The 26356-nt window shown below is 65.5% G+C and carries 20 protein-coding genes; 11 read left to right on the top strand and 9 right to left on the bottom strand.

All coding sequences use genetic code 11. The features are described 5' to 3' along the window. Nucleotides 1-67 precede the first annotated feature (67 nt). Both FQU96_RS28500 and FQU96_RS28495 read right to left on the bottom strand, forming a co-directional pair. Entirely contained in the window at nt 68-1414 is a 1347-nt protein-coding gene (locus FQU96_RS28500; RefSeq protein WP_146544771.1) for a pilus assembly protein, read from the bottom strand. A gap of 367 nt (nt 1415-1781) precedes the next feature. Beyond that, on the bottom strand, nt 1782-3806 hold the full coding sequence (locus FQU96_RS28495; protein ID WP_146544770.1) for a S9 family peptidase: 2025 nt from the start codon (nt 3804-3806) through the stop codon (nt 1782-1784). 29 nt (nt 3807-3835) lie between these two features. On the opposite strand from FQU96_RS28495, the gene nudC reads away from it, so the two are divergent. Then, nucleotides 3836-4849, top strand: coding sequence for an NAD(+) diphosphatase (gene nudC, locus FQU96_RS28490; RefSeq protein WP_218574914.1), 1014 nt, complete (start codon nt 3836-3838; stop codon nt 4847-4849). Nucleotides 4850-4969: 120 nt separating this feature from the next. Then, the gene (locus FQU96_RS28485) at nt 4970-6160 is read left to right on the top strand and encodes an NADH:flavin oxidoreductase/NADH oxidase (RefSeq protein ID WP_146544769.1); all 1191 of its coding nucleotides are present in this window, start codon (nt 4970-4972) and stop codon (nt 6158-6160) included. A 9-nt stretch (nt 6161-6169) separates the two neighbouring features. Here the strand turns inward: FQU96_RS28485 and FQU96_RS28480 are convergent, their stop codons facing one another. The 5 genes from FQU96_RS28480 to FQU96_RS28460 all read right to left on the bottom strand — a co-directional run bounded on the left by FQU96_RS28480 (nt 6170) and on the right by FQU96_RS28460 (nt 13540). Next, nucleotides 6170-6985: a ZIP family metal transporter gene (locus FQU96_RS28480; RefSeq protein WP_146544768.1), complete on the bottom strand. Its 816-nt coding sequence runs from the start codon at nt 6983-6985 to the stop codon at nt 6170-6172. 102 nt (nt 6986-7087) lie between these two features. Beyond that, nucleotides 7088-10261, bottom strand: coding sequence for an efflux RND transporter permease subunit (locus FQU96_RS28475; protein ID WP_146544767.1), 3174 nt, complete (start codon nt 10259-10261; stop codon nt 7088-7090). A gap of 18 nt (nt 10262-10279) precedes the next feature. Next, nucleotides 10280-11551, bottom strand: coding sequence for an efflux RND transporter periplasmic adaptor subunit (locus tag FQU96_RS28470; RefSeq protein WP_146544766.1), 1272 nt, complete (start codon nt 11549-11551; stop codon nt 10280-10282). A 261-nt stretch (nt 11552-11812) separates the two neighbouring features. Further along, the gene (locus FQU96_RS28465) at nt 11813-12709 is read right to left on the bottom strand and encodes a prephenate dehydratase (RefSeq protein WP_146544765.1); all 897 of its coding nucleotides are present in this window, start codon (nt 12707-12709) and stop codon (nt 11813-11815) included. A 72-nt stretch (nt 12710-12781) separates the two neighbouring features. After that, nucleotides 12782-13540 carry a 3-deoxy-manno-octulosonate cytidylyltransferase gene (locus FQU96_RS28460; protein WP_146544764.1) on the bottom strand — a complete coding sequence of 253 codons (759 nt, stop codon included), beginning with the start codon at nt 13538-13540 and terminating at the stop codon, nt 12782-12784. A gap of 172 nt (nt 13541-13712) precedes the next feature. On the opposite strand from FQU96_RS28460, the gene FQU96_RS28455 reads away from it, so the two are divergent. From FQU96_RS28455 to FQU96_RS28420, 8 genes are all read left to right on the top strand, one after another. Then, nucleotides 13713-14219, top strand: coding sequence for a cytochrome c family protein (locus tag FQU96_RS28455; RefSeq protein WP_146544763.1), 507 nt, complete (start codon nt 13713-13715; stop codon nt 14217-14219). 83 nt (nt 14220-14302) lie between these two features. Continuing rightward, nucleotides 14303-15106, top strand: coding sequence for a histidinol-phosphatase (hisN, locus tag FQU96_RS28450; RefSeq protein ID WP_146544762.1), 804 nt, complete (start codon nt 14303-14305; stop codon nt 15104-15106). Nucleotides 15107-15223: 117 nt separating this feature from the next. Next, nucleotides 15224-17089, top strand: a complete 1866-nt coding sequence (locus FQU96_RS28445) for an extracellular solute-binding protein (protein ID WP_146544761.1) — start codon at nt 15224-15226, stop codon at nt 17087-17089. Nucleotides 17090-17139: 50 nt separating this feature from the next. Beyond that, complete coding sequence (locus tag FQU96_RS28440) at nt 17140-18228, top strand: microcin C ABC transporter permease YejB (RefSeq protein ID WP_146544760.1); 1089 nt, start codon at nt 17140-17142, stop codon at nt 18226-18228. Then, nucleotides 18225-19250, top strand: a complete 1026-nt coding sequence (locus tag FQU96_RS28435) for an ABC transporter permease (RefSeq protein WP_146544759.1) — start codon at nt 18225-18227, stop codon at nt 19248-19250. The genes FQU96_RS28440 and FQU96_RS28435 overlap by 4 nt, the downstream gene beginning before the upstream one ends. Beyond that, nucleotides 19250-20914, top strand: coding sequence for an ABC transporter ATP-binding protein (locus tag FQU96_RS28430; RefSeq protein WP_146544758.1), 1665 nt, complete (start codon nt 19250-19252; stop codon nt 20912-20914). Before FQU96_RS28435 ends, FQU96_RS28430 begins: the two co-directional genes overlap by 1 nt. An 8-nt stretch (nt 20915-20922) precedes the next feature. Then, on the top strand, nt 20923-21870 hold the full coding sequence (locus FQU96_RS28425) for a glyoxylate/hydroxypyruvate reductase A (protein ID WP_146544757.1): 948 nt from the start codon (nt 20923-20925) through the stop codon (nt 21868-21870). Nucleotides 21871-21878: 8 nt separating this feature from the next. Then, nucleotides 21879-23045: a glycosyltransferase family 4 protein gene (locus tag FQU96_RS28420; protein WP_146544756.1), complete on the top strand. Its 1167-nt coding sequence runs from the start codon at nt 21879-21881 to the stop codon at nt 23043-23045. A 15-nt stretch (nt 23046-23060) separates the two neighbouring features. Here the strand turns inward: FQU96_RS28420 and FQU96_RS28415 are convergent, their stop codons facing one another. Further along, nucleotides 23061-24443: a M17 family metallopeptidase gene (locus FQU96_RS28415; RefSeq protein ID WP_255468605.1), complete on the bottom strand. Its 1383-nt coding sequence runs from the start codon at nt 24441-24443 to the stop codon at nt 23061-23063. Nucleotides 24444-24538: 95 nt separating this feature from the next. Here FQU96_RS28415 and FQU96_RS28410 point away from each other — a divergent pair, with 95 nt between their 5' ends. Beyond that, the gene (locus FQU96_RS28410; RefSeq protein ID WP_146544755.1) at nt 24539-25207 is read left to right on the top strand and encodes a glutathione S-transferase family protein; all 669 of its coding nucleotides are present in this window, start codon (nt 24539-24541) and stop codon (nt 25205-25207) included. Between the two features lie 40 nt (nt 25208-25247). Here the strand turns inward: FQU96_RS28410 and FQU96_RS28405 are convergent, their stop codons facing one another. Then, the gene (locus tag FQU96_RS28405) at nt 25248-26258 is read right to left on the bottom strand and encodes a TAXI family TRAP transporter solute-binding subunit (protein WP_178130751.1); all 1011 of its coding nucleotides are present in this window, start codon (nt 26256-26258) and stop codon (nt 25248-25250) included. Nucleotides 26259-26356 lie beyond the last annotated feature (98 nt).

The raw sequence follows: 26356 nt of genomic DNA, 5'->3' as shown, positions 1-26356 counted from the left end.
GGCAATGATGGGCCTGTTGACAGCCGCCCTGCGACATGTGCGCCGCCACGCCCCGGCAAACGCGCGCCTACTCGACCAGACCCGGTCCCATGGTCATGACGCCGCCCACGGCCGCCTGGGCGATCGTGCGGAAGGCGGCCTTCAACTCCTCGACATTCTTGGCGGAGTACCACTTCTTGTCGTCGCTGGCGCAATTCTTCCAAAGATTCACGGCCGTGCTGTTGCGCGAGTCGACATTGTAGCCAACCGTGTAGACGGTGATTCCCGCCGCCTTCATCTTGGTGCACAGGGTCTGCGTCTGTACCGACGAATTGCCGTTGGCGGTTTCGTAGTAGGTGTTCATGTCGAAATCCGACAGCAGCACCGCGACCTTCAGCGTCTTGGTCGCATCGTAGGCGGCCGGCGTGGTGTCGCCCGTCCACACGTTGGACCACTTGGGCGACAGCAGGTACCACGTCCAGGCGACGCCCAGATGGCCGGCGGTCGAGCCCTTGGCGGTGAAGTCGTCGATCGTGTCCTTCAGTTTGGTCTTGTCGGTCGTCAGCGGGTGGACCAGCGCGCTCGACGGCACGTTGGACGAATAGTTGGCGACCTGGGAGGCATATTGCCCCTGCGCACTGCTCTTCTTGGTTCTGAAAGCGCCGAAATATTTGCCGGATGCCGGGGCGTCATCGGTGAACGCCGATGTGCCGGTGCGCTCGACAACAGTGGACCACGTTGTCGAGGTCTTGTTGGTGACGGCCTGGTAATAGTCGCGGCCGACATTGACCGCCGACGAATAGGGCGCGATCGCCACACGCGATTTGAACGGCGCCTGCGTCGGCTGCACGACGATGTCGATCAAGGCCTTGGCGGCGTCCTGCATGCCCTCAAGCTTGGAGCCGTCCATCGAGCCGCTGACGTCGAGCATCATGGCCACTTCGAGATTCTTGCCCTGTACGCCGGACTGGTAGCTCACCGAGCGCGCCGAGACGGTCTGGGCCGTCTTGATGAAGTAGCGGCTGAAGACGAGCGGCAGGTCGCGCTTGAAGGTGATTTCGACCGCGTTGCTCTTGCCGGCGTACGGACCGCTGGTCGGCGGTGACTGGAAGCAGCCGTCGCATTGGGCGGTGTAGCCGTTGCGGCGCGCATCATTGAGCGCGGCCATCTTGGCATCGGCGAGCGATCCGCCGTTCTGCAGCACCCGCACGGCGCCGAGGCTCGCGCTATCGGCCGCCTGCTGCAGCTTGCGCTTCTCCAGGTACCACAGGCCGGTATCGATCCCCAGGCCGAGGGCACCGATGACGACCGGCAGGGCCACGGCAACCATGATCATCGACGCGCCGCGCGTATCGGTCTTGAACGCCGACAGCAGCGCTGCAGCGGATGTCCGGCAACCTGCCGCCCGGGCCCAGAAACGTGTGACCGTCGCCATCTTGATCCCCCGTCCCCACGGCGGCCCCTGCGAGGCACGACCACTCCCTTTGGCGCAACGCGGGTCGCGCCCTTGCTCCGGTCTTCGGTGTCAGGAAGTGGCGGGCGGCAATTCCGCCCGCGCCGTCAAATTCGTTTGTAAAAATCCCGTTCGACGAATGCCGATCCGTTCAGAATGAACACAATGTAAAAATATCGCGCATCATGGTCAATAATAATGATTAAACTATTGAAATAATTGAATCTTATTTTAACGATATTTTGACGTTCTGATCTGCGAATCGGCGATTTCCGCCGATTCAGCAATATGTTGCAGGCAAATGCTAATGTGAATCAGCGTTCCTGATGCGACATCTGCAACGGCGCCGTCAGGGATTGCCGTCAGCCGGCCCCAAACGACGCTCGCGGGCGGTTTCGGGTTTGCCGCCGGACGCGGGCGCCAGGACATTGTCGCGCGGCGGGCTGGTGCGACCGCCCAGGTGGCGCGCCAGGAAGGCTTCGACCATGGTGTAGTAGCGGGCCCGGTTGGCGGGACGGTTGAGCCCGTGCCCTTCATCGGCAAAGACATGCAGCTCGACCGGCTTGCCGAACGAGCGCAGCGCACCGGCAAAGCGTTCGCTCTGGTCCCGGCGCACCCGTGGATCGTTGGCGCCGTGGATGATCAGCATGGGGCGCTCGACCTTGTCGGCCAGCCGCAGGGGCGAGACATCCCACATGCGGGCACGGGCCTCGGGATCACCGGGTTTGCCCAGGAAGCGGTGCCAGCGGTAGGGCTCCCAGTATTCCGGCATGAGGTCCATCAGGGCCGGCAGATCGGCAGGACCGACGAAGGAGACACCCGCGGCGTAGAGCCGGGGTGTGCGCGTCATCCCGACCATGGTGGCGTAACCGCCGTAGCTGGCGCCCATGATGGCGATGCGATCGGGATCGGCGATGCCGGTGTCGACAGCCCAACGCGCCGCATCGTCGATGTCATCGGACATCTTGCGGCCGAACTCGCCGACTGCCGACCACAGGTGGGTCTTTCCGTAGCCCGCCGAGCCACGATAGTTGACCTGGACCACGGCGTAACCGCGGTTGGCCAGGAACTGCACGCGCGAATCGAGCGTGCCGAAATCGCGCACCCACGGACCGCCATGGATGAACATCACGGTCGGCAGCCGCTGGCCCGACGCGCCGCGCGGCACCGTGACGTAGGCCGGGATGGTACGGCCATCGCGCGCTGCGAAACTGGCCGGCTGGGTCTCCGACAGGGTTTCGCGCCAGGCCTCCCACGGGCTCACCGACAGCAACGCGCGCTGGCCCGTGTGGCGATCGAGCAGCAGCGTACGCGCCGGCTTCACGGGACCGCTGACGGTCACGACAAGCCAGCGCCGGGCCTGGTCGCTGGAGACGATGTTGACGACATCGCCGGCATCGCCTGCCAACGGCTTGAGGTCGGCCTCCAATGCGGAATCGAAAAAGTGCAGCCGCTGCCGGTCGGGCCACGATACAGCGAGCAGAGGCTGACGCAGGTCAGCACTCAGCCGCACACTGCTGATGTCGACCGCAGGATCGGCATGAACCTCGGTTTCACTGCCGGTTTTGAGATCGAGCCGGACCAGTGCGGTCTTGTCACGGCCGCGATTGGACAGCGCCCAGACGGTCGGCTCACCCTGGGCGCCGCCCAGCATGCTGACGGACTCTTCCAGGTCGAGATCGAACAGCCGGCCGCAGTTGCCGCCGTCGTCGCATCGCTCGAACGACCGGCGGCCAGCATCGTTGGGCCGGGTCATGCGCGCAATCATGGTGCCGGCGGGATCGAAGAACCAGCTCGACACCGTGCCCGGGTTTTCGGCCACCAGCTGCGGCTCGGCGTCCGCCGTCAGTGCCAGTTTGTAGAGATCGAAGTAGCGGCGGTCGCGACGGTTGCTGCACAGATAGATCGCATCGTGCATGTCGCGTGGCGACAGCACCCAGTTGCGGGTCCCCTGCCAGGGCGTGACGTTGCGCGGCGTCGCGGTCGGCGCCTGCGTGTCGACGATCAGGATCTGGTCGTTCTCAGAACCCGACACCGGATCGATCGCCACGGTCATGAATCGGCTGCCGGCGGTCCAGTGGTACGAGCCGACATCGCGCGACAGGCGCACGACGACGGGATCCCCGCCTTCGACCGGCCGAATGTGGATCTGACGCCGGCCGCCGATGCGCTGCAGCCACGCGATCGTCTTACCGTTGGGCGAAATCTGGAAATTGCTGCGCGTTTCGGGATCGCCATCGGCCAGCAGAGAGATCGGCAGCAGCGGTGGCAGCTTGGCGTCCTTCAGCGCCGGATGAGTCTGCGCCGCGGCCACGCCCGCAAGCAGCCCGATCACGACGGACGACAAGACCAATTGCCTCAGATGCGCGCGCATGGAGCCTCACGCCGGCTGGAAAGGCAGCCATGCTAGCACGGCGGACCGGTTGCCGCTGGCCGCCTGCGGTGCCATTGTCGGCGACCCGTCCCCATGACTGCCAGTGGCGCCCGAACGCAATGCAGCCCAATCCCTATTCCAGCGCCGAGATCGACCGTGCCTCGCACCAGCGCGAGGATGAAGAGCATATCGAGGATCTGCTGGTCGGCTCGAAAACCAAGTTCGTGCCGATCGACAACGAGCGCAACCTGGTGAACAACAAAGGCCAGCCGGAGCCGGTGTTCCTGCAGGGGATGATGGCGCGCGCGTTCATCCGCGGCGGTGCCTCGCCGATCTTCCTGGGACACGTCGAGGGCGAGACCTTCTTCGCGCTCGACGTGACCGGCTTCGACATGCCGGCCGATGGGCTGGGCGAGTTCGTCGACCTGCGCCAGGTCGGCGCCCTGCTGTTCGCCCGCGAAGGGTCGATCCTGGCCTATGCGCGCGGCATGACCTACTGGCACCGGCGCCACAAATTCTGCGGCGTCTGCGGCGCGCCGACCAAGGTCGCCAAGGCAGGCCACGAGCGACTGTGCACCAACGAAGCGTGCAAGGCACAGCACTTCCCGCGCACCGACCCGGCCGTGATCATGCTGGTGCATCACGGCGACAAATGCCTGCTGGGGCGCAGCAAGCACTTCCCGCGCGGCATGCACTCGACCCTGGCCGGCTTCGTCGAGCCGGGCGAGAGCTTCGAGGATGCCGTGGCCCGCGAAGTGTACGAAGAGGTCAAGGTGCGCGTGAGCAACGTGCGCTATCACTCCTCGCAGCCGTGGCCATTCCCGGCATCGGTGATGATCGGCTTCCATGCCGAGGCCCAGTCGCTGGAGATCGACGTCAACCAATCGGAGCTGGAGAGCGCGCGCTGGATGAGCCGTGCCGACCTGCATCCCGACAACCTGCCCAAGGACGGCTCGTTCTTCATGCCGCGCAAAGACAGCATCGCGCGCCGCCTGATCGAGGACTGGCTGGGTCACGAAGCCGGCCCGCCGCCGACGGCGTAGGCGGCCTACTGCAGCACCTGTCATCCCGAGCGCAGCGAGGGATCCAGGCGTCGCCCCTGGATCCCTCGCTGCGCTCGGGATGACAGCAAAATATGCGTCATTCCACGTTCGGAGAGTGCCATGCCGCCTGCCCTCTTTACGCCCCTGCCCCTTGGCGGCGACGTCGTGTTGCCCAACCGGATCGTGGTCTCGCCCATGTGCCAGTACTCGGCCGTCGACGGCTCGGCGACCGATTGGCATCTCGCCCATCTGGGGCAGCTTGCCGCCAGCGGCGCCGGACTGCTGGTGGTGGAGGCGACGCACGTCGAGCGCCGCGGCCGCATCACGCATGGCTGCCTGGGACTCTACAGCGACGAAAACGAAGCGGCGCTGCAGCGCATCGTCGACTGGGTGCGCGCCTGGATGCCGTCCATCCGCCTTGGCATCCAGATCGGCCACGCCGGTCGCAAGGCATCGGCGCAACGCCCCTGGCGCGGTGGCGGTCCACTGAGCGCCGCCGACACCCCGGATACACCATGGACCACCGTGGCGCCGTCGGCGATCGCCTTCGACGCAACCGGACCCGGCGTCGGATTCGTGACCGGCGGCGCCAGCGTGCCGGCGCCTACCGCCAAGTGGCACACGCCAGTGGCGCTCGACCATGCCGAACTGAAGACGATCAAGGCTGCCTTTGTCGCCGCCACGCAGCGCGCCGCGCGGCTGGGCTTCGATGTCGTCGAGTTGCACGGCGCGCACGGCTATCTGCTGCACCAGTTCCTGTCGCCGCTCAGCAACCGGCGCGATGATGCGTACGGCGGCAGCGCCGAAAAGCGGCGCCGGTTTCCGCTCGAGGTGTTCGAGGCCTGCCGTGCCGCCTGGCCACGCGAGCGCGCGCTGGGCGTGCGGCTGTCGGCCATCGACTGGGTCGAGGGCGGCGTCACGATCGAGGATACCCTCGCGACCGCGCAGGCGCTGAAGGCGCTGGGCTGCGACTTCATCGACGTGAGTTCGGGCGGCGCCGTGCCCAACGCCAAGATCGCGTTCGGGCCCGGTTACCAGGTGCCGTTCGCCGCCCGTATCCGCCAGGAGGTCGGCATCAAGACCTGGGCTGTCGGCATCATCACCGAGCCGGAGCAGGCCGAGCAGATCGTGACATCAGGCGACGCCGACTGCACGGCGCTGGCGCGCTCGTTTCTCGCCGACCCGCGCTGGGGCTGGAACGCCGCGCGTGCGCTGGGCGCCGAGAGCCCGCCGCTGCCGACGCCCTATCATCGGGCCGCAACGATCCTGCAGTTCAAACCGCAGCCGGCAGCAGCGAAAGCAGCGGAATAGTATCGCCGTCTACCCCAGCGTGTGATCGAGAAAGAGCATCGTCGCGAAACCGATGAACAGCGCCACGGTAGCGCTGATGGTGCCGCCGGTTTCGGGGGCATGGGTTTCCGGGATGATCTCGTGGCTGATCACGAACAGCATGGCGCCGGCGGCGAAGGCCAGCGCCCAGGGCAGCAGCGCGTGCGAGACCGACACGGCGGCCGCGCCGGCGACACCACCCACGACCTCGATCAGTCCGGTGGCCGCCGCAACCATGAAGGCGCGCGCCCGGCCATAGCCCAGCGACAGCAGGCCGACGGCGACGGCGAGGCCTTCGGGCATGTTCTGCAGGCCGATGCCGATCACGACACCCAGGCCGGGGATCTCCCCCGGCATATGCGGTGCCGGGTTGCCGGCGGCCACGCCGGTCGCCAGACCTTCAGGAAAATTGTGGATCGCAATGGCGATCACGAACAACCAGACCCGCCGGATGCGCTGGACGTGCGGACCCTCACGGCCGCGGCCGAAATGCTCGTGCGGCGTCACGCGATGCGTCATGGCGATGACCAGCCCGCCGATGGCGAGCGCGATGATCACGCCGATGGCTGCCGGCACCCGGCCGGATGTTTCCTCTCGCGCCAGTTCCAAAGCCGGCAACAGCAGCGAGAAGAACGTTGCGGCCAGCATGACGCCGGCCGCGAAGCTCAGGAGCGCATTGCCCAGGCGTTCCGGCAACGACCGAACGACCATGACCGGCACGCCGCCGACGGCAGTGCCCAGGAAGCCGGCGATGACGGCGCCGGCCACGCCAGCCCAGAACGGCGACAGGTGAGCGAGGAACTGCATGGTCGTGTTTCCTGGGAGGGCCCGGTTTCAGGCCCGCATCAGGCGAAAGCCTTGCTTTCGCCTGACATGAGCAAGAGCGGGCGGGACACCCGCGCCCCCAGGTTACTCCGCCGGCGCCTGCGGTGCGGGTGCCGGACGGCGGCGCAAACGCTCCTCCAGGAAACGGATCGAGACGTAGAACACCGGCGTCAGGAACAAGCCAATCAACGTCACACCGATCATGCCGGCGAACACCGTGGTACCCAGTGCCCGGCGCATCTCGGCGCCGGCACCCGATGACGTCACCAGCGGCAGCACGCCCAGGATGAAGGCGAACGCCGTCATCAGGATCGGCCGCAGGCGCAGACGGCAGGCCTCGATCACCGCCGCGATCGGATCGAGCCCGGCATGCTCCTGCTGGCGGGCGAACTCGACGATCAGAATCGCGTTCTTGGCCGCCAGGCCGATCAGCACCACCAGGCCGATCTGCACCAGCACGTTGTTGTCGATGCCGGCGACCCAGACGCCGATCAGGCCGAACAACATGCTCATCGGCACGATCAGCATGATGGCCAGCGGCAAGGTCCAGCTTTCGTACTGCGCCGACAGGGCCAGGAAGACGAACAGGATCGACAGCGCGAAGATGAAGACCGCCGTGTTGCCGACCGAGCGCTCCTGCAGCGCCAGTTCGGTCCACTCGAAGCTTTGACCGGGCTGCAGCGACTCGCGTGCCAACTTCTCCATGGCGTCCAATGACGCGCCCGTCGAGATGCCGGGCGGCGTGTTGCCCTGAATCGGCACCGACACATACATGTTATAGCGCTGGACCAGGTCAGGCCCCGACGCATCGACGACATCGAGCAGGGTGCCGAGCGGCACCAACTCGCCGGTCGCCGAGCGGACCTTGAGCTGCTGAATGTCAGCACGCTCCAGGCGGTACTTGGCGTCGGCCTGGATACGGACCTGGAACACGCGGCCAAAGGCATTGAAGTCGTTGACGTAGGCCGACCCGATATTGACCTGCAACGCCTCGAATACCGACGACAGCGGCACGTTCAGCATCTGCGCCTTGACCCGGTCGATGTTCAGATAGACCTGCGGCGATGATACCGAGAACGTCGTGAACACGTCGGTGACGGTCGGCACGGTCCGTGCGCGACCCATCATCTGATAGGCCGCCATCAGCAGCGGACCGATATCGTCGCTGGTGCGGTTCTGCAGCTGCATCTTGAAGCCGCCGCTGTTGCCGATGCTGGGCACCGCCGGCGGCGGCACCGCCAGAACGAAGGCCTCTTCGATGCCCTGCAGGCGGCCGATCATGTCGCCGATGATGCGGTCCGACGTGAGCCCCTGCGGCAGCCGATCCTCGAACGGCTTGAACGTGACGAAGACCACGGCCGCGTTGGGCGAGTTGGTGAACGTCGCGCCGTTGAAGCCCGGGATCGATACGATATGGGCGACACCGGGAGTCTGTTCGATGAACTTCTCCGCCTTCTTCACCACCGCGTCGGTGCGATCCAGCGTGGCGCCGTCGGGAAGCTGCGCGATCACAATGGCGTAGCCACGGTCCAACGGCGGAATGAAGCCCTGCGGCACATGCCCGAACATGTAGACCGTCGCCCCCACCAACACGGCATAGGCGATCAAGCTCATCGCCCGGTGCCGGATGATGGAGCGCACGCCGCCAGCATAGGCGTGGCTGGTCCGGTCAAAGCCGGTGTTGAACTTCCGGGCAACGACCTGCCCGATCCAGATCGGCAGGAACCGCGACCGCTGGTGTTCCCCGCTGCGATGCGGCTTCAGCAGGATGGCGCCCAGCGCCGCCGACAGCGACAGCGAATTGAAGGCCGAGATGATTGTCGAGACCGCGATGGTGAGCGCGAACTGGCGATAGAATTGACCGGAGATGCCGGGAATGAAGGCCGTCGGCACGAACACCGCCGCCAACACCACGGCGATGGCCACCACCGCCGTGCCGACTTCGCCCATCGTGCGATGCGCCGCCTCGCGGGGCGACAGGCCCTCGGCGATATTGCGCTCGATGTTTTCGACCACGACGATGGCGTCGTCGACCACGATGCCGATCGCCAGCACCATGCCGAACAGCGTCAGCACGTTGAGCGTGAAGCCGAAGGCCAGCATGAAGGCCGCCGTGCCGATCAGCGACACCGGGATCGCAAGAATGGGGATGAGAGCCGCGCGCCAGTTCTGCAGGAAGATCAGCACGACCAACGCCACCAGCAGGATGGCCTCGATCAGCGTCTCGTAGACCGCGTCGATCGACTGCACGATGAACTCGGTCGGATTGTAGATGATGTCGTACTTCAGCCCCGGCGGGAAATCCCGCTGGAGCTCATCCATCTTGGCCTTGACCTGCTCGGCCGTGGCCAGCGCGTTGGTGCCGGGCCGCTGGAATACGCCCAGCGCAATGGCCACCTGGCTGTCGAGGTAGCTGCGGCTGCCGTAATCCTTGGCGCCCATCTCGACACGCGCGATGTCCTGCAGGCGTACCAGCCTGCCGTCCTCGCCGGCCTTGACGATCACGTTGCGGAACTGGCGTACGTCCTGGAAGCGACCTTGCGTGGTGACAATGGCCTGCAAGGCGGTATCGGTCGGCGCCGGCTGCTGGCCGAGCTGACCACCCGATACCTGCACGTTCTGCGCCCGCAGCGCCGCCACCACTTCGCCGCTGGTCAGCGAATAGGCGGCCAGGCGTGCCGGATCGAGCCAGATGCGGATCGAATACTCGCTACCGCCGAAGACGATGACGTCACCGGCGCCGTCCAGCCGCAGAAGCTGCTCACGAATGCGCAGCTGCATGTAGTTGGCGAGATAGAGTTCGTCATAGCTCTTGTCCGGCGACAGCAGATGCACGACCAGCAGGAAGTCGCCCGACCGCTTGCGCACCTGGATACCCTGGCGGCGTACTTCTTCTGGCAGGCGCGCTTCGGCCACCGCCACCCGGTTCTGCACCTGTACCTGGGCGATATCGAGATCGACGCCGGGACGGAACACGACGGTGAGCTGCAGCGTGCCGTCGCTGGTCGAATACGAGGACATGTAGAGCATGCCCTCGACACCGTTGATCTCCTGCTCGATCGGCGTCGCCACCGTGCGGGCCAGGGTCTCGGCATCGGCACCGGGATAGGTCGTGACCACCGACACCGACGGCGGCGCGATGTCAGGGTACTCGGTGATCGGCAGGCGGGTATAAGCGATCACGCCGACGATCACGATCACGATCGACACGACCGCTGCAAAGATCGGCCGATCGACGAAGAAATGTCCGAACTTCATGACGAGTTCCCGACCTGTCTATTTCTTGCTGTCGTCCGGCTTCTTGTCGCCGCCTGGCTTGTCGCCACCGGGCGGACCACCGGCGCCTGGCGGCGGCCCAAGCGCCATGAGGCCTTTCCACACCGGCGGCAACTCGACCGGCTGCGGCGTCACCTTGCCGCCCCCCATCCGCACGCGCTGCAGGCCGTTGATCACGACGGTCTCGTCGCCCTTCAGCCCATCGCGAACGATGCGGTAATTGTCGGTGCGCGATCCCAGACGCAGCGGCTGCTGCTTCACGCTGCCGTCGGCAGCAACGACGTAGACGAAGCGGCGATCGAGGTCGGTGAGGATCGCCTCATCCGGCACCATGACACCCTTGTATTTCGGGCTGCCCGGCACGGCGATGCGACCGAACAGACCCGACGTCAGGAACAGGTCCTTGTTGGGAAACGATGCGCGCAAGCGCATCGTACCTGTCGCGGCATCAAGGCGATTGTCCGTGAAGTCCAGCGTACCCTTGTGGCTGTACTCCTTTTCGTCGGTCAGCATCACCATCACCGGCAGGCCGGTGCTGCCACCATTGCCGGTGCTGTTGCTGCCCTGCTGCGCCAGTCGCTGGTAGGCGAGGTAGGAGCGCTCGTCGATGTCGAAATAGAAGTAGATCGGATCGATGGAGACGATCGTCGTCAACAGCGTCGTGTTGGCGTTGATGAGGTTGCCCTCGGTGATCAGCTTGCGCGAGATGCGGCCGGTGATCGGCGCCCGGATTTCGGTGAACTCGTAGTTCAGCCGCGACTGCTCCAGTGATGCCTTGGCACCGGCGAGATCGGCTTGCGCCGACAGGTAGCCCTGGCGGCGCTGATCCAGCGACTGCTCGGTGCCGGCGCCGCTCTTGGCCAGCCGCTCGGCGCGCTCGAGCTCGACCTTGGCGAGATCGAACCGCGTCTGCGCCGCCACCAGCGATGATTCAGCCTGATCGAGCACAGCCTTGAAGGGCCGCCGGTCGATGACGAACAGCAAGTCGCCTTCCTTGACCACGGCGCCTTCCTTGAAGTGCACCGACTCGAGATAGCCGCCGACCCGCGCCCGCACCTCGACCGCGCCCACCGGCTCGAAGCGGCCGGTGAATTCGTCCATCTCGACGATTTCCTTGACCACGGGCTTGGCAACCGTCACCGGCGGCGGGCCACCGCCCTGCTGGTCCTGCTGTTTGCGCTCGCAGCCCGCAACGGCGAACACCATGGCCAGGGTCACGACTCCCAACGGCCCCGCCCACGGCGCTCGCGACAAAGCCCATGCCTTCTTCATTGGTATCCCCTACCACGCACCGAGGCAGGCAGGCTGCGACACCACGCGGGGCGCTGCCGCCTGTCTCTGCGCGAAAATCGTCGTGCCTGCCTGTAAGCCAAGACGGAAGCCCGGGCTAGTTGTATCAATTCCGGGCCGACATCCGACGGACGCCGGACGGATCCCTACCAAGCCGGGTGGATATGGTGGTACGGCCGCCGTTGTTCCAGTGGAATCAGTTTAGATATCGTAACCGCTGCGATGAACGAGGAATCACTCGACTCACGTTCCTGGCCGCGTCGGCGCCTCCCAGCCCTTGCGCCGGAACGGGTGCGCCGGAAAGGTGCCCAGCATCTTGAACTCTTCGGAGAAGAATTCGAGTTCCTCCAGCGCCAGCTGTAGAGACCGCTGCTCCGTGTGCCCTTCCACTTCGGCATAGAACAGCGCCTGCTCGAACGCCGCACCCGACAGGTAGCTCTCCAACTTGGTGATGTTGACGCCGTTGGTGGCGAAGCCGCCCAGCGCCTTGTAGAGCGCCGCCGGACGGCTTTTCACCCGGAAGAGAAAGGCCGTCAGACAGGGCACCGTGCGCCACTCCGGCGCCGCCGGCTCACGCGAAAAAACCAGCATGCGCGTCGTGTTGTGATCGGCATCTTCGATGTTGCGGGCCAACACGTGCAGCCCGTAGATCCGCGCCGCCAACGACGAGGCAATCGCTGCAACCGTCTTGTCACCCAACTCGGCGATCTCGCGCGCGGCGCCCGCGGTGTCGGCATGGATGTGCGGCGTCAGCCGGTGCTTCTTCAGGAAGCCACGGCACTGCGCCAGTGCCTGCACATGACTGCGCACGCTTTTCACGGTCTTGAGCGACGCACCCGAGACTGCCACCAGGCAATGCTCGACTCGCTGGAAGTGCTCGGCCACGATCCGCAGGTTGGTGTGCGGCAACAGGCTGTGCAGATCAGCCACCCGGCCGGCGATCGAATTTTCGACCGGAATCATCGCCAGTGCCGCGCGACCCTTGCGCACCGCTTCCATCGCGGCTTCGAAAGTCGGGCACGGCAACGTCGTCATGTAGGGAAACGCCGACCGGCATGCCATGTCGGAATTGGCGCCGAAGTCGCCCTGGAACGCGATGGTGTTGTTGGGGCGTGGCAAGGTCTTGCGGCGGGCGGCCATGACTGATCCGACGTTCGATTGTTTCCCAGGGACGCTGCTCTAGCGGGAAATGAACCGCGACGCCAGAAGCTGTCACGGCGCCAGGCGCCGGCGCGCTTCCTCGAGGTCATCGGGCGTATCGACTCCCAGCGGCACCGTATCGACCAGGCGCACGTCGATGCGCATCCCGGCCTCCAGCGCCCGCAGCTGCTCGAGCCGCTCGCGTTGCTCCAGCACGCCCGGCGGCAGGGCGACGAACCGCTCCAGCGCCGCGCGCCGGTATGCGTAAAGCCCGATGTGGTGATAGAGCGCACCCGGCCCGGTCGGCACCTGGGTGCGGCTGAAATAGAGAGCACGGGCGATCGCCCGACCCGGCGCGAACCCGGCGACGGCCTTGACCACCTGCGACGCCTCGCGCTCGTAGTCGGTGCGGATCTCGGCCACCAGGGTGCCGATGTCGACGGCCGGCTCGATCATCGGCTCGAGCGCCGCCTGCACGACGTCAGGCGCCAGCGTAGGCAGGTCGCCCTGGATGTTCACCACCACGTCATGGCGCCGGTCCGGATCGATCTGCCCCAGTGCCTCGTGGATGCGATCGGACCCCGACGGATGGCCGGGATCGGTGAGGACGGCACGGCCGCCGGCATCCCCGACGATCGCGATGATCTCGGGCTCGGCAGCGGCGACGACGACGGGGCCGATATCGGCCTCCATGGCGCGCCGCCAGACATGGACGATCATCGGCACGCCGTGAATATCGGCCAACGGCTTGTTGGGCAGGCGGGTCGAGGCCATGCGGGCGGGGATCAGCACGACCGGATTGCGAACGCCGGAGCCAGCTGACGAAACCATGAATTTATGTGTCAAAAGAGGATGTTAGCGGCAAATTGCGACGACATGCCGCGCCCCGCGAAAGCGCGGCGACAGAATACTACTGCCCGTGCGGCGATTGTGGTAGACGCGTTGCCGTTGCTGGTGGCACGTCGGTGCCGCCGCAGATTGTCTGCGTGTCCGGAAGGGGGCCATGGACTCGTTCGAATTCAACAAGATCGCCGGCGCCGTGCTCGCGGCCTGCCTGGGCGTGATGATCATCGGCAAGGTCTCGAACGCCCTGGTTCACCCGCATATGCCGGAGAAGCCACATATCGAGGTCAAGGAAGAGGTCGCCGCGGCCCCCGGACCGGCCGATGCCGCGCCGGCCAAGGCGCCGCCGGCCACCGGTACGGACGCTGCCGCGGGCGAGGCCACCTTCAAGAAGGTGTGCATGACCTGCCACACCAGCGAGAAGGGCGGCGCCAACAAGGTGGGGCCGAACCTGTTCGGTATCGTCGGCAACAAGAAGGCGCATCTTGCCGGCTTCTCGTATTCGTCCGGCATGACCAGCAAGGGCGGCGAGTGGACCGAAGAGGATCTCAACGAGTTCCTGTTCAAGCCGGCCAACTTCATCAAGGGCACCAAGATGGCGTTCGTCGGCGTGTCCAAGGACAAGGATCGCGGCGACGTCATCGCGTTCCTGAAGAGCCTCAAGTAGCGGCCGATCCGCTGGACGTTCATTTCTGCGGGGCGGCAATGACCGCCCCGTTCTCATTTGGGGCTGTGCCAGAGAGGGCTCGCATGACCAGCACCACGCCCGTTTCGGTTCCCGATGCCTTTGTCGCGCTGGCGCATCGCCTGGCCGATGCGGCGCGGCCGGTCGTGCGCCGCTATTTCCGCACACCGGTCGGAATCGACGACAAGGACGACGACTCGCCGGTGACGATCGCCGATCGCGAGGCGGAAGTGGCGATGCGCGCCATCCTGGGCCGCGAGGTGCCCGAACACGGCGTCTGGGGCGAAGAGCACGGCAGCGAGCGCCTCGACGCCGAATGGGTCTGGGTGCTGGATCCCATCGACGGGACCCGGGCGTTCATCACCGGCATGCCCGTCTTCGGCACGCTGATCGGGCTGCTGCATCGCGGCCGACCGGTGCTGGGCATCATCGACCAACCCATCCTGGAGGAACGCTGGCTGGGCGTGAACGGCCGGCGCACCACGTTCAACGGCACACCGGTGGCGACGCGGACCTGCGATGCCCTCGCCAAGGCCTACATGTATTCGACCGCGCCACAGATGTTCGCGGAGGACCAGGCAGGCTCGCATCGCGCGCTTGCCGACAAGGTCAAGCTCTTCCGCTGGGGCGGTGACTGCTACAGCTACGGGCTGCTGGCGTCGGGCTGCGTCGATCTGGTGATCGAGTCCAGCCTCAAGCTGCACGATTTCTGTGCCGTCGTCCCCGTCATTCAGGGTGCCGGCGGGCTGATGACGGACTGGCGCGGCCAGCCGCTCGACAAGGATTCGGAGGGCCATGTGATTGCCGCCGGCGACGCTGCCGTCCACCGCGCGGCGCAGGCCATCCTGTCGGGCGAACGCCACGGCTAGTGGCCGAACCTCGGAAAACCGTTCCCGGCGGACCAGACTCTCTCCTTCGTGACGGGAGTCCTCTTGGTTTCACCATATTGACACCGTAGGCTTGGACCCATTGTGGAGGCCGAGTGCATGTTTCTGCCTGGAATTCGACGTCGCTCCGTCCTGGCCGGCCTTGCCGCCACACCCGCGTTCCCGACGCTGGCGCGGGCCCAGGGCGGCGGCGGCAAGACCATCGTCTCGCACGGCATCGCCATCCACGGCGAGCCTGGCTACCCGGCTGACGCCAAGCACCTCAGTTACGCCAATCCCAATGCGCTCAAGGGCGGCACGATCCGGCTGGCCGGACGCGGCACATTCGACTCGCTCAATCCCTTTATCCTGCAGGGCACGCCCGCACGCGCCGCCGCCGGCATCTACGAGCCGCTGTTGGAAACCGTCTATGACGAGGTCTCCACCGAGTACGGCCGGCTGGTGGAAACCATCGAAACGCCTCCCGACCGCTCGTGGGTGATCTTCACCCTGCGCAGCAACGCGCGCTGGCACGACGGCAAGCCCGTCACGCCGGAAGACGTCGTGTTCTCCTTCAACATCCTGAAGGAGAAGGGCCAGCCGCTGTATGCCGTGTACTACCACGACGTGGTCGGCGCCGAGGCACTCGACGACCGCCGGGTGAAGTTCAGTTTCCGCGGCGGCGACAACCACGAACTGCCGGTGATCATCGGCCAGTTGACCATCCTGCCCAAGCACTGGTGGTCCAGCCGCCCGTTCGACCGCGCCAGCATGGAGGTCCCCCTGGGCAGCGGGCCGTACCGCATCGACCAGCTCGAGGCCGGCCGTTTCATCACCCTGAAGCGGGTCGAGGACTATTGGGGCAAGGACCTCTGGCTCAACCGTGGCCAGAACAATTTCGACGTTGTCCGCTACGACTACTATCGCGACGAACAGGTGGCGTTCGAGGCCTTCAAGGCTGGCGACGTCGACTATCGCGACGAGTTCACGGCGCGTTTGTGGGCCACGTCGTACGATTTCCCGGCGGTGAAATCCGGTGCCGTGCAGAAGGCGGAGCTGACGCACGAGAGCACGCTGCCCATGCAAGGCATCGGCTTCAACCTGCGCCGCGACATGTTCAAGGACCGGCGTTTCCGCGAAGCCTTCGTACATCTGGTCGACTTCGAGTGGTTCAACAAGGCGCTGTCGTGGAACCTGTTCACCCGCATCAACAGCTACTTCTTCAACTCCGAACTGGCGGCCAGGGGCCTGCCCTCGAAGGAAGAGCTCGAGATCCTCGAACCGCTGCGCGCTCAGCTGCCGCCTGAACTGTTCACCCAGGAATTCAAGCTGCCGGTCACCGACGGTTCGGGCAGCAACCGCGACGGCATGCGCCGCGCCATCGGGCTCCTGAAGGAGGTCGGCTGGGAACTGCGCGCCGGCAAGATGACCAACGTCAAGTCGGGCCAGCAACTGTCGTTCGAACTGCTGCTGGGGGAATCGCGGCTCGAGCGTTTCGCCCTGCCGTTCAAGGAATGGTGCGGCCGGGTCGGCATCGATGTGCGGCTGCGCACGGTCGATCCCGTGCAGTATCAGAAGCGCATGGATGAGTTCGACTACGAAGCCACCATCGTCATCTTCAGCCAGTCACTGTCGCCCGGCAACGAGCAGCGTGAATTCTGGGGGGCGGCGGCCGCCAAGACCACCGGCAGCCAGAACACGATCGGCATCGCCGATCCCGCCATCGACAAACTGATCGAAGCGGTGATCGCCGCGCCCGACCGGCCCAATCTGATCACGCGCAGCCGCGCCCTGGATCGCGCCCTGTTGTGGAATTACTTCATCGTGCCGCAGTACTATTCGACGACATGGTGGATCGCGTACTGGAACAAGTTCAGCCGCCCGGAAAAGCTGGCGAAGTACCAGCCGCGCGGCATCTCGACATGGTGGATCGACCCGGAGAAGGAGAAGGCGCTGCGCGCGGGCACGCCGGAGCGCAAGCCTTGATAGTGCCAGCGCCGCACTCCCAGCCGAAGATGTCGTAGCGGACGCCTGCCGTGCTCGCCTATATCCTGCGCCGGCTGCTGCTGATGGTGCCCACGCTGGTCGGCATCCTGACGCTCAACTTCTTCATCATCCAGGCTGCCCCCGGTGGCCCCGTCGACCGGATTATCGCGCAATTGCAAGGACGCGCCGCCGATCCGACAGCGCGCTTCAGCGGTGGCGGCACCGATATCAGATCGACACCGCAATCCGGCGACGTCACGTCGCGCGGCGCCCGTGGCATTCCGCCTGAAGTCGTGGAGCGCATCAAGAAACAGTACGGCTTCGACAAGCCGCTGCACGAACGGTACCTGCTGCTATTGGGCAACTATGCGACGTTCAATCTTGGCAACAGTACGCTGAGCGGGCAGCCGATCCTGGAACTCGTCGCCTCGAAGCTGCCCGTCTCCATATCCCTGGGCCTGTGGACGACGCTGCTGGTCTATTTGATCTCGATACCGCTGGGCGTCGCCAAAGCGGTGCGTGATGGCTCGCGCTTCGATGTCGCGAGTTCCTCCGTCGTCATCGTCGGAACAGCCATCCCCGCCTTTCTGTTTGCCATTCTGCTGGTGGTGCTGTTCGCCGGCGGCAGCTACTGGAACATCTTCCCGCGCCAAGGATTGACGTCACCCGATTGGGACACCCTGTCGACCACGGGAAAGATCCTCGACTATTTCTGGCATCTGGTCCTGCCGATCGTGGCGATGGTCATCGGCGGCTTTGCCACGCTCACGATGCTGACCAAGAACTCCTTCATCGACGAGGTTCGCAAGCAGTACGTTCAAACCGCACGGGCAAAAGGGCTGAGCGAACGACGCGTGCTCTATGGACACGTGTTCCGCAACGCCATGCTGCTGGTCATCGCCGGCTTTCCCGCCGCCTTCATTTCAATTCTCTTTACCGGCTCGCTGCTGATCGAAGTGATCTTCTCCCTGGATGGCCTGGGATTCCTGGGCTTCAATGCCGCCATCAATCGCGACTATTCGGTCATTTTCGGCACGCTCTGGATCTTCTCGCTGCTTGGATTGATCCTGGGCCTGATCGGCGATCTGATGTACGTGCTGGTCGACCCGCGTATCGATTTCGAAAGGCGCGGGGCATGACCTTGTCACCGCTGACCCGGCGTCGCCTGACGGTCTTCCGCGCCAACAAACGGGGCTATTGGTCGCTGATCATTTTCAGCCTGCTCATCGTCCCGACCCTGTTCGCCGAGTTCCTCGCCAATGACCGGCCGATCCTGGTGCGTTACGATGGAGCATTCTACGCGCCCATCCTGCGTGACTATCTGGATACCGATTTTGGCGGCGACCTGGGGATTCCAGCCGACTTTACGGACGCTGAGCTCACCCGACAAATCCGCGCCAAGGGCTGGGCCGTCTGGCCGCTAATCCCCTTCAACTCCTTCAACGCGGTCAAGGATCTTGGACGGACAGGCCCGACGCCCCCGACGGCGCGCAATCTGCTGGGTACCGATGGCCAGTCACGCGACGTTGTCGCCCGCCTTGTCTATGGCTTGCGCATATCAGTGCTGTTCGGCCTGATCCTGACCGTGGTGAGTTCCATCGTCGGCATCGCCGCCGGCGCGGTGCAGGGATATTTCGGTGGTCTCATCGACCTGCTGTTCCAGCGCTTCCTCGAGCTGTGGTCGAGCTTGCCGCAACTTTATGTCCTGATTCTCATGGCGAGCATCATCGAGCCGACGTTCTGGTCGCTGCTCGGGATCATGCTGCTGTTCAGTTGGACGACCCTCGTCGGGCTGGTGCGGGCGGAGTTCTTGCGGACGCGCAACTTCGATTACGTGCGCGCCGCGCGGGCGTTGGGCGTGTCCGACAGCAAAATCATGATCCGGCACATGCTACCCAATGCGACGATCTCGACCATGACGTACCTGCCCTTTATCGCGGCCGGCTCGGTGACGACGCTGACAGCCCTGGATTTTCTGAATTTCGGCCTACCGCCCGGGTCGCCATCACTGGGCGAACTGCTGTTGCAAGGCAAAGACAACCTTCAGGCACCGTGGCTGGGCCTGACCGGCTTTTTCGTTATCGCCATCCTGCTCACGCTGCTGATATTTATTGGTGAAGCCGTGCGTGATGCCTTCGACCCGCGCAAGATCCTTGCCTGATGCCGCCTGACGATACCCGCCCCGATTCCCACCAAGGCCCTCTGCTCGAGGTCCGCGACCTGTCCGTCGACTTCGGTGCCGGCGCGGCCGCCGTGCACGCCGTGCGCAAGGTCTCATTCACCATCGAGCGCGGCGAGACCCTGGCGCTGGTGGGTGAATCGGGCTCCGGCAAGTCGGTAACGGCGCTGTCGGTCCTGCAATTGCTGCCCTACCCCATGGCGCGGCATCCGACCGGCAGCATCCGGTTCCGCGGCGAGGAGCTGGTCGGCGCCCCGGCCAACACCTTGCGTGCGGTGCGCGGCAACCGCATCGCCATGATCTTCCAGGAGCCGATGACGTCGCTGAACCCGCTGCACACGATCGAGCGGCAGGTCAGCGAAACATTGCTGCTGCACAAGGGCCTGACCCGCGATGCGGCGCGGACCCGCACGCTCGAACTGCTGAAACAGGTCGGCATCCCGGAGGCGACCAAGCGGCTGGACGCCTATCCGCACCAGCTCTCGGGCGGCCAGCGCCAGCGGGTGATGATCGCCATGGCGCTCGCCAACGAGCCCGACCTGCTGATCGCCGACGAACCGACGACGGCGCTGGATGTCACCATCCAGGCGCAGATCCTCAAGCTGTTGAAGACCCTGCAGAAGCGCTACGGCATGGCGCTGCTGTTCATCACCCACGACCTGGGCATCGTGCGCAAGATGGCCGACCGTGTCTGCGTGATGAGCAAGGGTGACATCGTCGAACAAGGCCCGGTCGCCCAGGTCTTCGACTCCCCGTCGCATACCTATACCAAGCACCTGCTGTCGGCCGAGCCCAAGGGGCGGCCGCTCGCCGGCGCACCCGATGCGCCCATCGTGTTGGCCGCCGGCGACGTCAAGGTGCATTTCCCGATCAAGCGCGGCTTGCTGCGCCGTACCGTCGGCTACATCAAGGCGGTCGACGGCGTTTCGATCGAGCTGCGGGCCGGCCATACCGTGGGCATCGTCGGCGAGAGCGGCTCGGGCAAGACGACCCTTGGCCTGGCGCTGCTGCGGCTGGAGAGGAGCGAAGGCACCATCCAGTTCGACGGTCGCGACCTGCGCGCCGTACCGCCGCCGCAGCTGCGGCCGCTGCGCCGCGAGATGCAGATCGTGTTCCAGGACCCTTACGGCTCGCTCAGCCCGCGCATGTCGATCGAACAGATCGTGGGCGAGGGCCTCGACGTCCACGGCATCGCCAAGGATCCAGCCGAGCGCCGCCAGCTGGTTGATGACGTGCTGAGCGAGGTCGGTCTCGACCCGTCGATGCGCGATCGCTACCCGCACGAGTTCTCCGGCGGCCAGCGCCAGCGCATCGCGATCGCCCGCGCCATGGTGCTGCGACCGCGCTTCGTGGTTCTCGATGAGCCTACGTCAGCGCTGGATATGAGCGTACAGGCACAGATCGTCGATCTGCTGCGTGACCTGCAGGCGCGGTACAAGCTTGCCTATCTCTTCATCAGCCACGATCTGAAAGTGGTGCGGGCGCTGGCCGACGAAGTCGTGGTGATGCAAGGCGGCGTTGTGGTTGAACGGGGATCGGCCAAACAGATCTTTGAAGCACCCAGGACCCCGTACACCCAGGCCTTGATCGCAGCCGCCTTCAATCTCGAGCCGATCGGCGCCGATACCGGCGCCGTCGCGCAGTGAGGACAGCGATGGCCGGTGCGTTCACGTATGTCAGCAACGCCCAGGGTGGCGGCGATGCTGCCGGCTGGCGGCAGCGCCTGGGCGCCGCGCTGGATGAGACGATCGATCTCAGGGCCTGGCCGGATGTCGGCGATACGTCCGACGTCGAGATCGCGCTGGCGTGGAAGCCGCCGGCCGGTGTCCTGGCCCGCTTTCCCAACCTGAAACTGATCGTTTCGACCGGGATGGGTGTCGATCACCTGCTGGTCGATCCCGATCTGCCGGCCGATGTGCCGATCGTGCGCGTGATCGATCCCGGCCTGGTCGGACAGATGGCCGAGTACGCCATCTACTGGACGCTGCACTATCACCGCGACATGGAATCGTACGCGGCGCAGCAGCGTCAGCACCTGTGGCGGGACATACCGTTCACCGATACGGCGACCCGCCGCGTCGGCGTGATGGGCCTGGGCGAAATCGGCGCCGACACCGCGCGCAAGCTGGCACTACTGGGTTTTGCCACGGCTGGCTGGAGCCGCTCACCGCGGACGATCGACGGCGTGACATGCTTCCACGGCGCCGACGGGTTCGAGGCCTTCCTCAAGCGCACCGACGTCCTGATCGACGTTCTGCCGATGACACCACAGACCGCCGGTTTGTTGAACGCCCGCACCCTGGGCCTGCTGCCGCCGGGTGCCGTTCTGATCAACATGGCGCGGGGTGGGCATGTGGTCGATCGCGATCTGATCGCAGCACTCGATGGTGGGCATCTGTCCGCCGCCGTGCTCGATGTGTTTCATGTCGAACCCTTGCCGGGCGATCACCCGTTCTGGGCGCATCCCAAGATCAAGGTGACGCCGCATATCGCCGGACCGACCAACCCGCGCACCGCCGCCGAGAGCGTCGCCGACAATGTGCGCCGTCTGCGCGCAGGTCGCCCTCTGCTGAACCAGATCGATCGAGCCGCCGGTTACTGACGCACCCCATGACCCTCGCCATCGTCTGTGGCACGCCGGAACCCGGGCGCGATGGAATCGGTGATCATTCGCGGCTGCTGGCCGCCGCGCTGAAGGCACGGGGCGTACCGGCCGTCCTTGTCGGCATGAGCGATGGGATCATCGGGACCGGGACGCACCAGGAGCGCCAGGAGGCGCTGGGCCAGACCATCGAGGTCCTGCGACTCAGCCGGCAGCGGCCGCTGGCCGAACGCATCCCAGACGCGATACGTTTCCTCGACAGCGTCGGCGCGCATCATCTGCTGTTCGCCTTCGTCGTCTATGACTACGGCCAGCGCGGCATCATGTGGCAAGCGTCACGACTGCTGCCGCGCGTGGCCGCGGGCCGCACCGCCTCCATCCTGTTCCACGAAACCTGGATCGGCGAAGAAGATGGCGCCGGCCCCTACGTTCGTTCGATCGGCAAGATGCAGCGATGGATGGTGAAGCGTTTCGTGCGCACGCTTCATCCGGCTCGGACCTACACCACCAACGCCGCCTATCGTGCCATGCTCGGTCAGATCGGCATCGACGCGCAGATCGTGCCCCACTTCGGCAACGTCCCGCCGGGGACACAGAACGCCGCGTCCTGGTTACCGGCCGAACTGGCTGCCGCCGGTTTCGATGTCGGACCCGGCGGCCTTGACGGACTTTATCTCGTCGGACTGTTCGGCGCACTCTACCCAGGCCTGGATATCCCCTCCTTGCTGCCGATGCTCGATGCGGCCGCGCGCAAGACCGGCCGGCGGCTCTGCATCGTCGCCATCGGCCGCATGGGCGGGCGGCTGTCGGAATGGCAGGCGTGGCGCCAAAAGCACGGGGTGCTCTACGGCCTGGTCACGGTGGGAGAACGCTCGCCGGATATGATCTCCCAGTTCATCAACAGCCTCGATCTGGCCATCGCCGCGACGTCATTGGCACAGATCGGCAAGAGCGGCACGGCAGCCGCATTTCTCGAACACGGCATTCCGACATTGGTGCCCGTGGAAACCACGCACTACCGCTTCTTTCCCGACGAGACCGTCGGATTGCCGGAAAGCTTTCTGCGCGTGACGCCCGACATCGTCGACCGACTCGCCGCGATCAAACGCGGGCCGCAGCGTCATCTGCTCGATGCGCTGGCCGACCGGCTCGCTGTCGACCTGCGCGACCAGTGACGGTGGGCGAGCCGCCTAACGCCGCGGCGGATATTTGGCGGCCAGCATGCCGTAGATCGCGCGCGCACCCATTGCCTCGCCACCTTCGGGTCGGCCAGGCTGGCTCGACTGATTCCAGGCCATGGTATCAATGTGCGCCCACGGCACTGAATCAGGCACGAACGTCTGCAGGAACAGCGCGGCGGTAATGGCACCACCGAACGCCGATTGTCCGGCATTGTTGATGTCGGCCACCTTGCTGTCCAGGAAGCGGCGGTAGCCGCGCCACAACGGCATGCGCCACAACGGATCCTCGCGCTCCTGCGACGCTTTCAGCAGGCCGTCGGCCAACCCATCGTCGTTGCTGAATAACGCCGGCACATCGGGGCCCAGCGCGACGCGGGCCGCGCCGGTGAGTGTCGCGACATCGATGATCAACGCCGGCTCCTCGCGCGCCGCCTCGGTCAGGGCATCGCACAGGATCAGTCGGCCTTCGGCATCGGTGTTGCCGATCTCCACCGTCACGCCCTTGCGCGACGTGATCACGTCGAGCGGCCGGAAGGCATTGCCCGAAACGCTGTTCTCGACGGCCGGAATGAGCACGCGCAGGCGCACGTTCAGACGCGCCGCCATCACCATGGCGGCGGCCGCCAGCACGGTGGCGGCACCACCCATATCCTTTTTCATCATCAGCATGCCGGCTGCCGGCTTCAGGTCGAGGCCGCCGGAATCGAAGCAGACACCCTTGCCGACCAGCGTGATCTTCGGTGCATTGGGCCGGCCCCACACGATGTCGATGAGGCGCGGCGCGCGCGTCGAGGCACGACCCACGGCGTGGATCACCGGGTAGTTGCGACGCAGCAGTTCGTTGCCGACCGTGACGGCGAAGCGCGCCCGATGCCGGCGTGCCAGTTGGCGCGCCGCGGCGGCCAGTTCCGCCGGCCCCATGTCGTTCGACGGCGTCGTGATCAGATCGCGTGCCAGATAGACACCGTTCACGACACGTTCGACAGCACTGCGGTCGCATTTGGACGGCCACACCAGTCGCGACCGCGCCTTGTTGTCCGCGCGATAACGCGTGAAGCGCCATGACCCCAGCGCAAAGCCGATGCAGGCGTCGACGGTGGAGATCGGTGCCGTGTCGCCGATCAGGCAGTAGTCACCCGGCGGCAATTTGCTTGCGAGCGCACCATAGTCCCACATCGTCGGTGCGGCCGAACGTACCAGGACGGCCAGTTCGGCCCGGCCGTCGTCATCGGGAAGCAACGCGAATTCACCAGATTTGCCACCGATTCCAGAGGCCTGCAGCCACGACCGCGCGTGCGCGGACTGCCGCTTCAGCCACGCCGACCAGTCGGTTGGCGCAACGATGGCAATCGGTACGGCAGCGGGTGCACGGTCAAGAAACGGAAGCGACACGGTATCCTCCGTGTTGTTATGTTCGACGACGAACCTCCAGCATGATCGGGAATCGGTTACGCTGGCAATGTGCAAAGTCGCGACGCGAGGCTGCGATGAGTGAGTTCACCCTGGTGATCGGCAACAAGAACTATTCGTCGTGGTCCTTGCGCGGCTGGCTGATCTGCAAGGCAGCAGGCATCGAATTCGACGAAGTGCTGGTGCGTCTCTATGAACCGGACAGCAAGGCGCAGGTGGCCCGCCACTCGCCATCCGGCTTCATACCGGTGCTGACGCATGGCGGCCTGTCGATCTGGGATTCGCTGTCGATCGGCGAGTACCTGTACGAACTGAAACCGGAAGCCGCCTTGTGGCCGGAGGCTGCCGCGGCGCGGGCCGTGGCGCGGTCGGTCGCGGCAGAAATGCATGCTGGCTTCCCCGATCTGCGCCGCGAGATGCCGATGAACATTCGCGCCTCGTTCCCGGGTCACGGCCAGACGCCCGAGGCCATGGCCCAGGTGCAACGCATCGTCGGCCTGTGGCTGGACTGCCGTAAGCGCTTTGCCGGCTCGGCGCCGCGCGACGACGGCTTCCTGTTCGGCACCTTCACCATCGCCGATGCCATGTATGCGCCTGTCGTGACTCGCCTGCGGACCTACGGCGTCAAGCTCGACACCCAGGCGCAGCGCTACTGCGATGCGGTGATGGAACACGCGGCCATGAAGGAGTGGTGCGACGCGGCACGCCACGAGCCGTGGCTGATCGCGGAATACGAGTTCCGGTAGTCTCACCTCTCCCGCGAGCGAGCGGGAGAGGAGGGCAAGGTCACTCCTTGATCAGGCCGCGTTCCTTGTAGAAGCGGGTTGCGCCCTCGTGCAGCGGCACGGTCAGGCCGTCGATCGCGGTTTCCAGCCGGATCGCCGCGGTGCTGGGCAATCCCCGATCCAGACGGCCGCGCACCGCCGGGTGGAACAAAGCCCGCAGGTTGCCATAGACGATGTCGGCCTCGACCCGCTCGGCGACCAGCCAATGCGCATTGACCTGAAATGACGGACGCGCGTCGATGCCGTCATAGAGACCGGTCGCAACCGTCGCTTCCGTAATGTAGGGCTGGCTCTCGCGCATCTTCTCGACAATCGCCGTCGGCACCGGCAGCAGGTCGATGGGCGATTGCAGCGCCATGGCCGTCAACAGCGGCGCCGGCTGTCCGGCAATCATGATGAAGGCGTCGATGGTGCCTTCCCGTAACCGGGTGCTGGCTGCTTGCGGCGACAGATAGAGCGCATCGATGTCCCGCCGGCCTATCCCGAAGGCCAACAGCAGCCGCTGTGATATCGACAGTGCCCCTGACTCGCGCTCGCCCAGCGAAACGATGCGTCCTCGCAGGTCAGCGATCGTCTCCAGTCCGGTTCCGCGCCTGACCACCACATGCACTGTCTCGGGAAACAGATTGGCCATGGCGCGCAGGTTGGTGAGCGCCCGGCCGGTAAACGTGTCCTCACCCTTGTAGGCCGCCAGCGCGACATCGGCCTGGGCCAGGCCCGACTCCATGCCGCCATCGGCGATCTTGCGCAGGTTTTCCACCGAGCCCTGCGTGGCCAGCACATCGGCGACCAGGCCGGGGACCCCGCAGTTGCCGCCGGCCTCGCACGGGCGGCCGCCAGGCGGGTTGCTGATCGCCGTCGCGATCAGGCCGGCCACGGGAAAATAAGTGCCGCCGATAGGCCCGGCGCCGATCACGAAATGACGCTCGGCCACAGGCTGCGCACGCACGGCGGCAGCGCCGGACAGAGACGCAGCAACGGTCGAAAAGAAAAGGCGGCGGCGGGTGAACACGGACGGCCTCTGCGGCACGCAACGCAATTTTCAAACTACATCGCCTCGTCCACGAGGACAACGCGCTTGGCCGTCGCAGCACGTGCGAGCGCATCACA

The organism is Reyranella sp. CPCC 100927 (genome assembly GCF_007859315.1).
Classification (GTDB): Bacteria; Pseudomonadota; Alphaproteobacteria; order Reyranellales; family Reyranellaceae; genus Vineibacter.
This window is presented reverse-complemented; position numbering and strand designations above follow the sequence as displayed.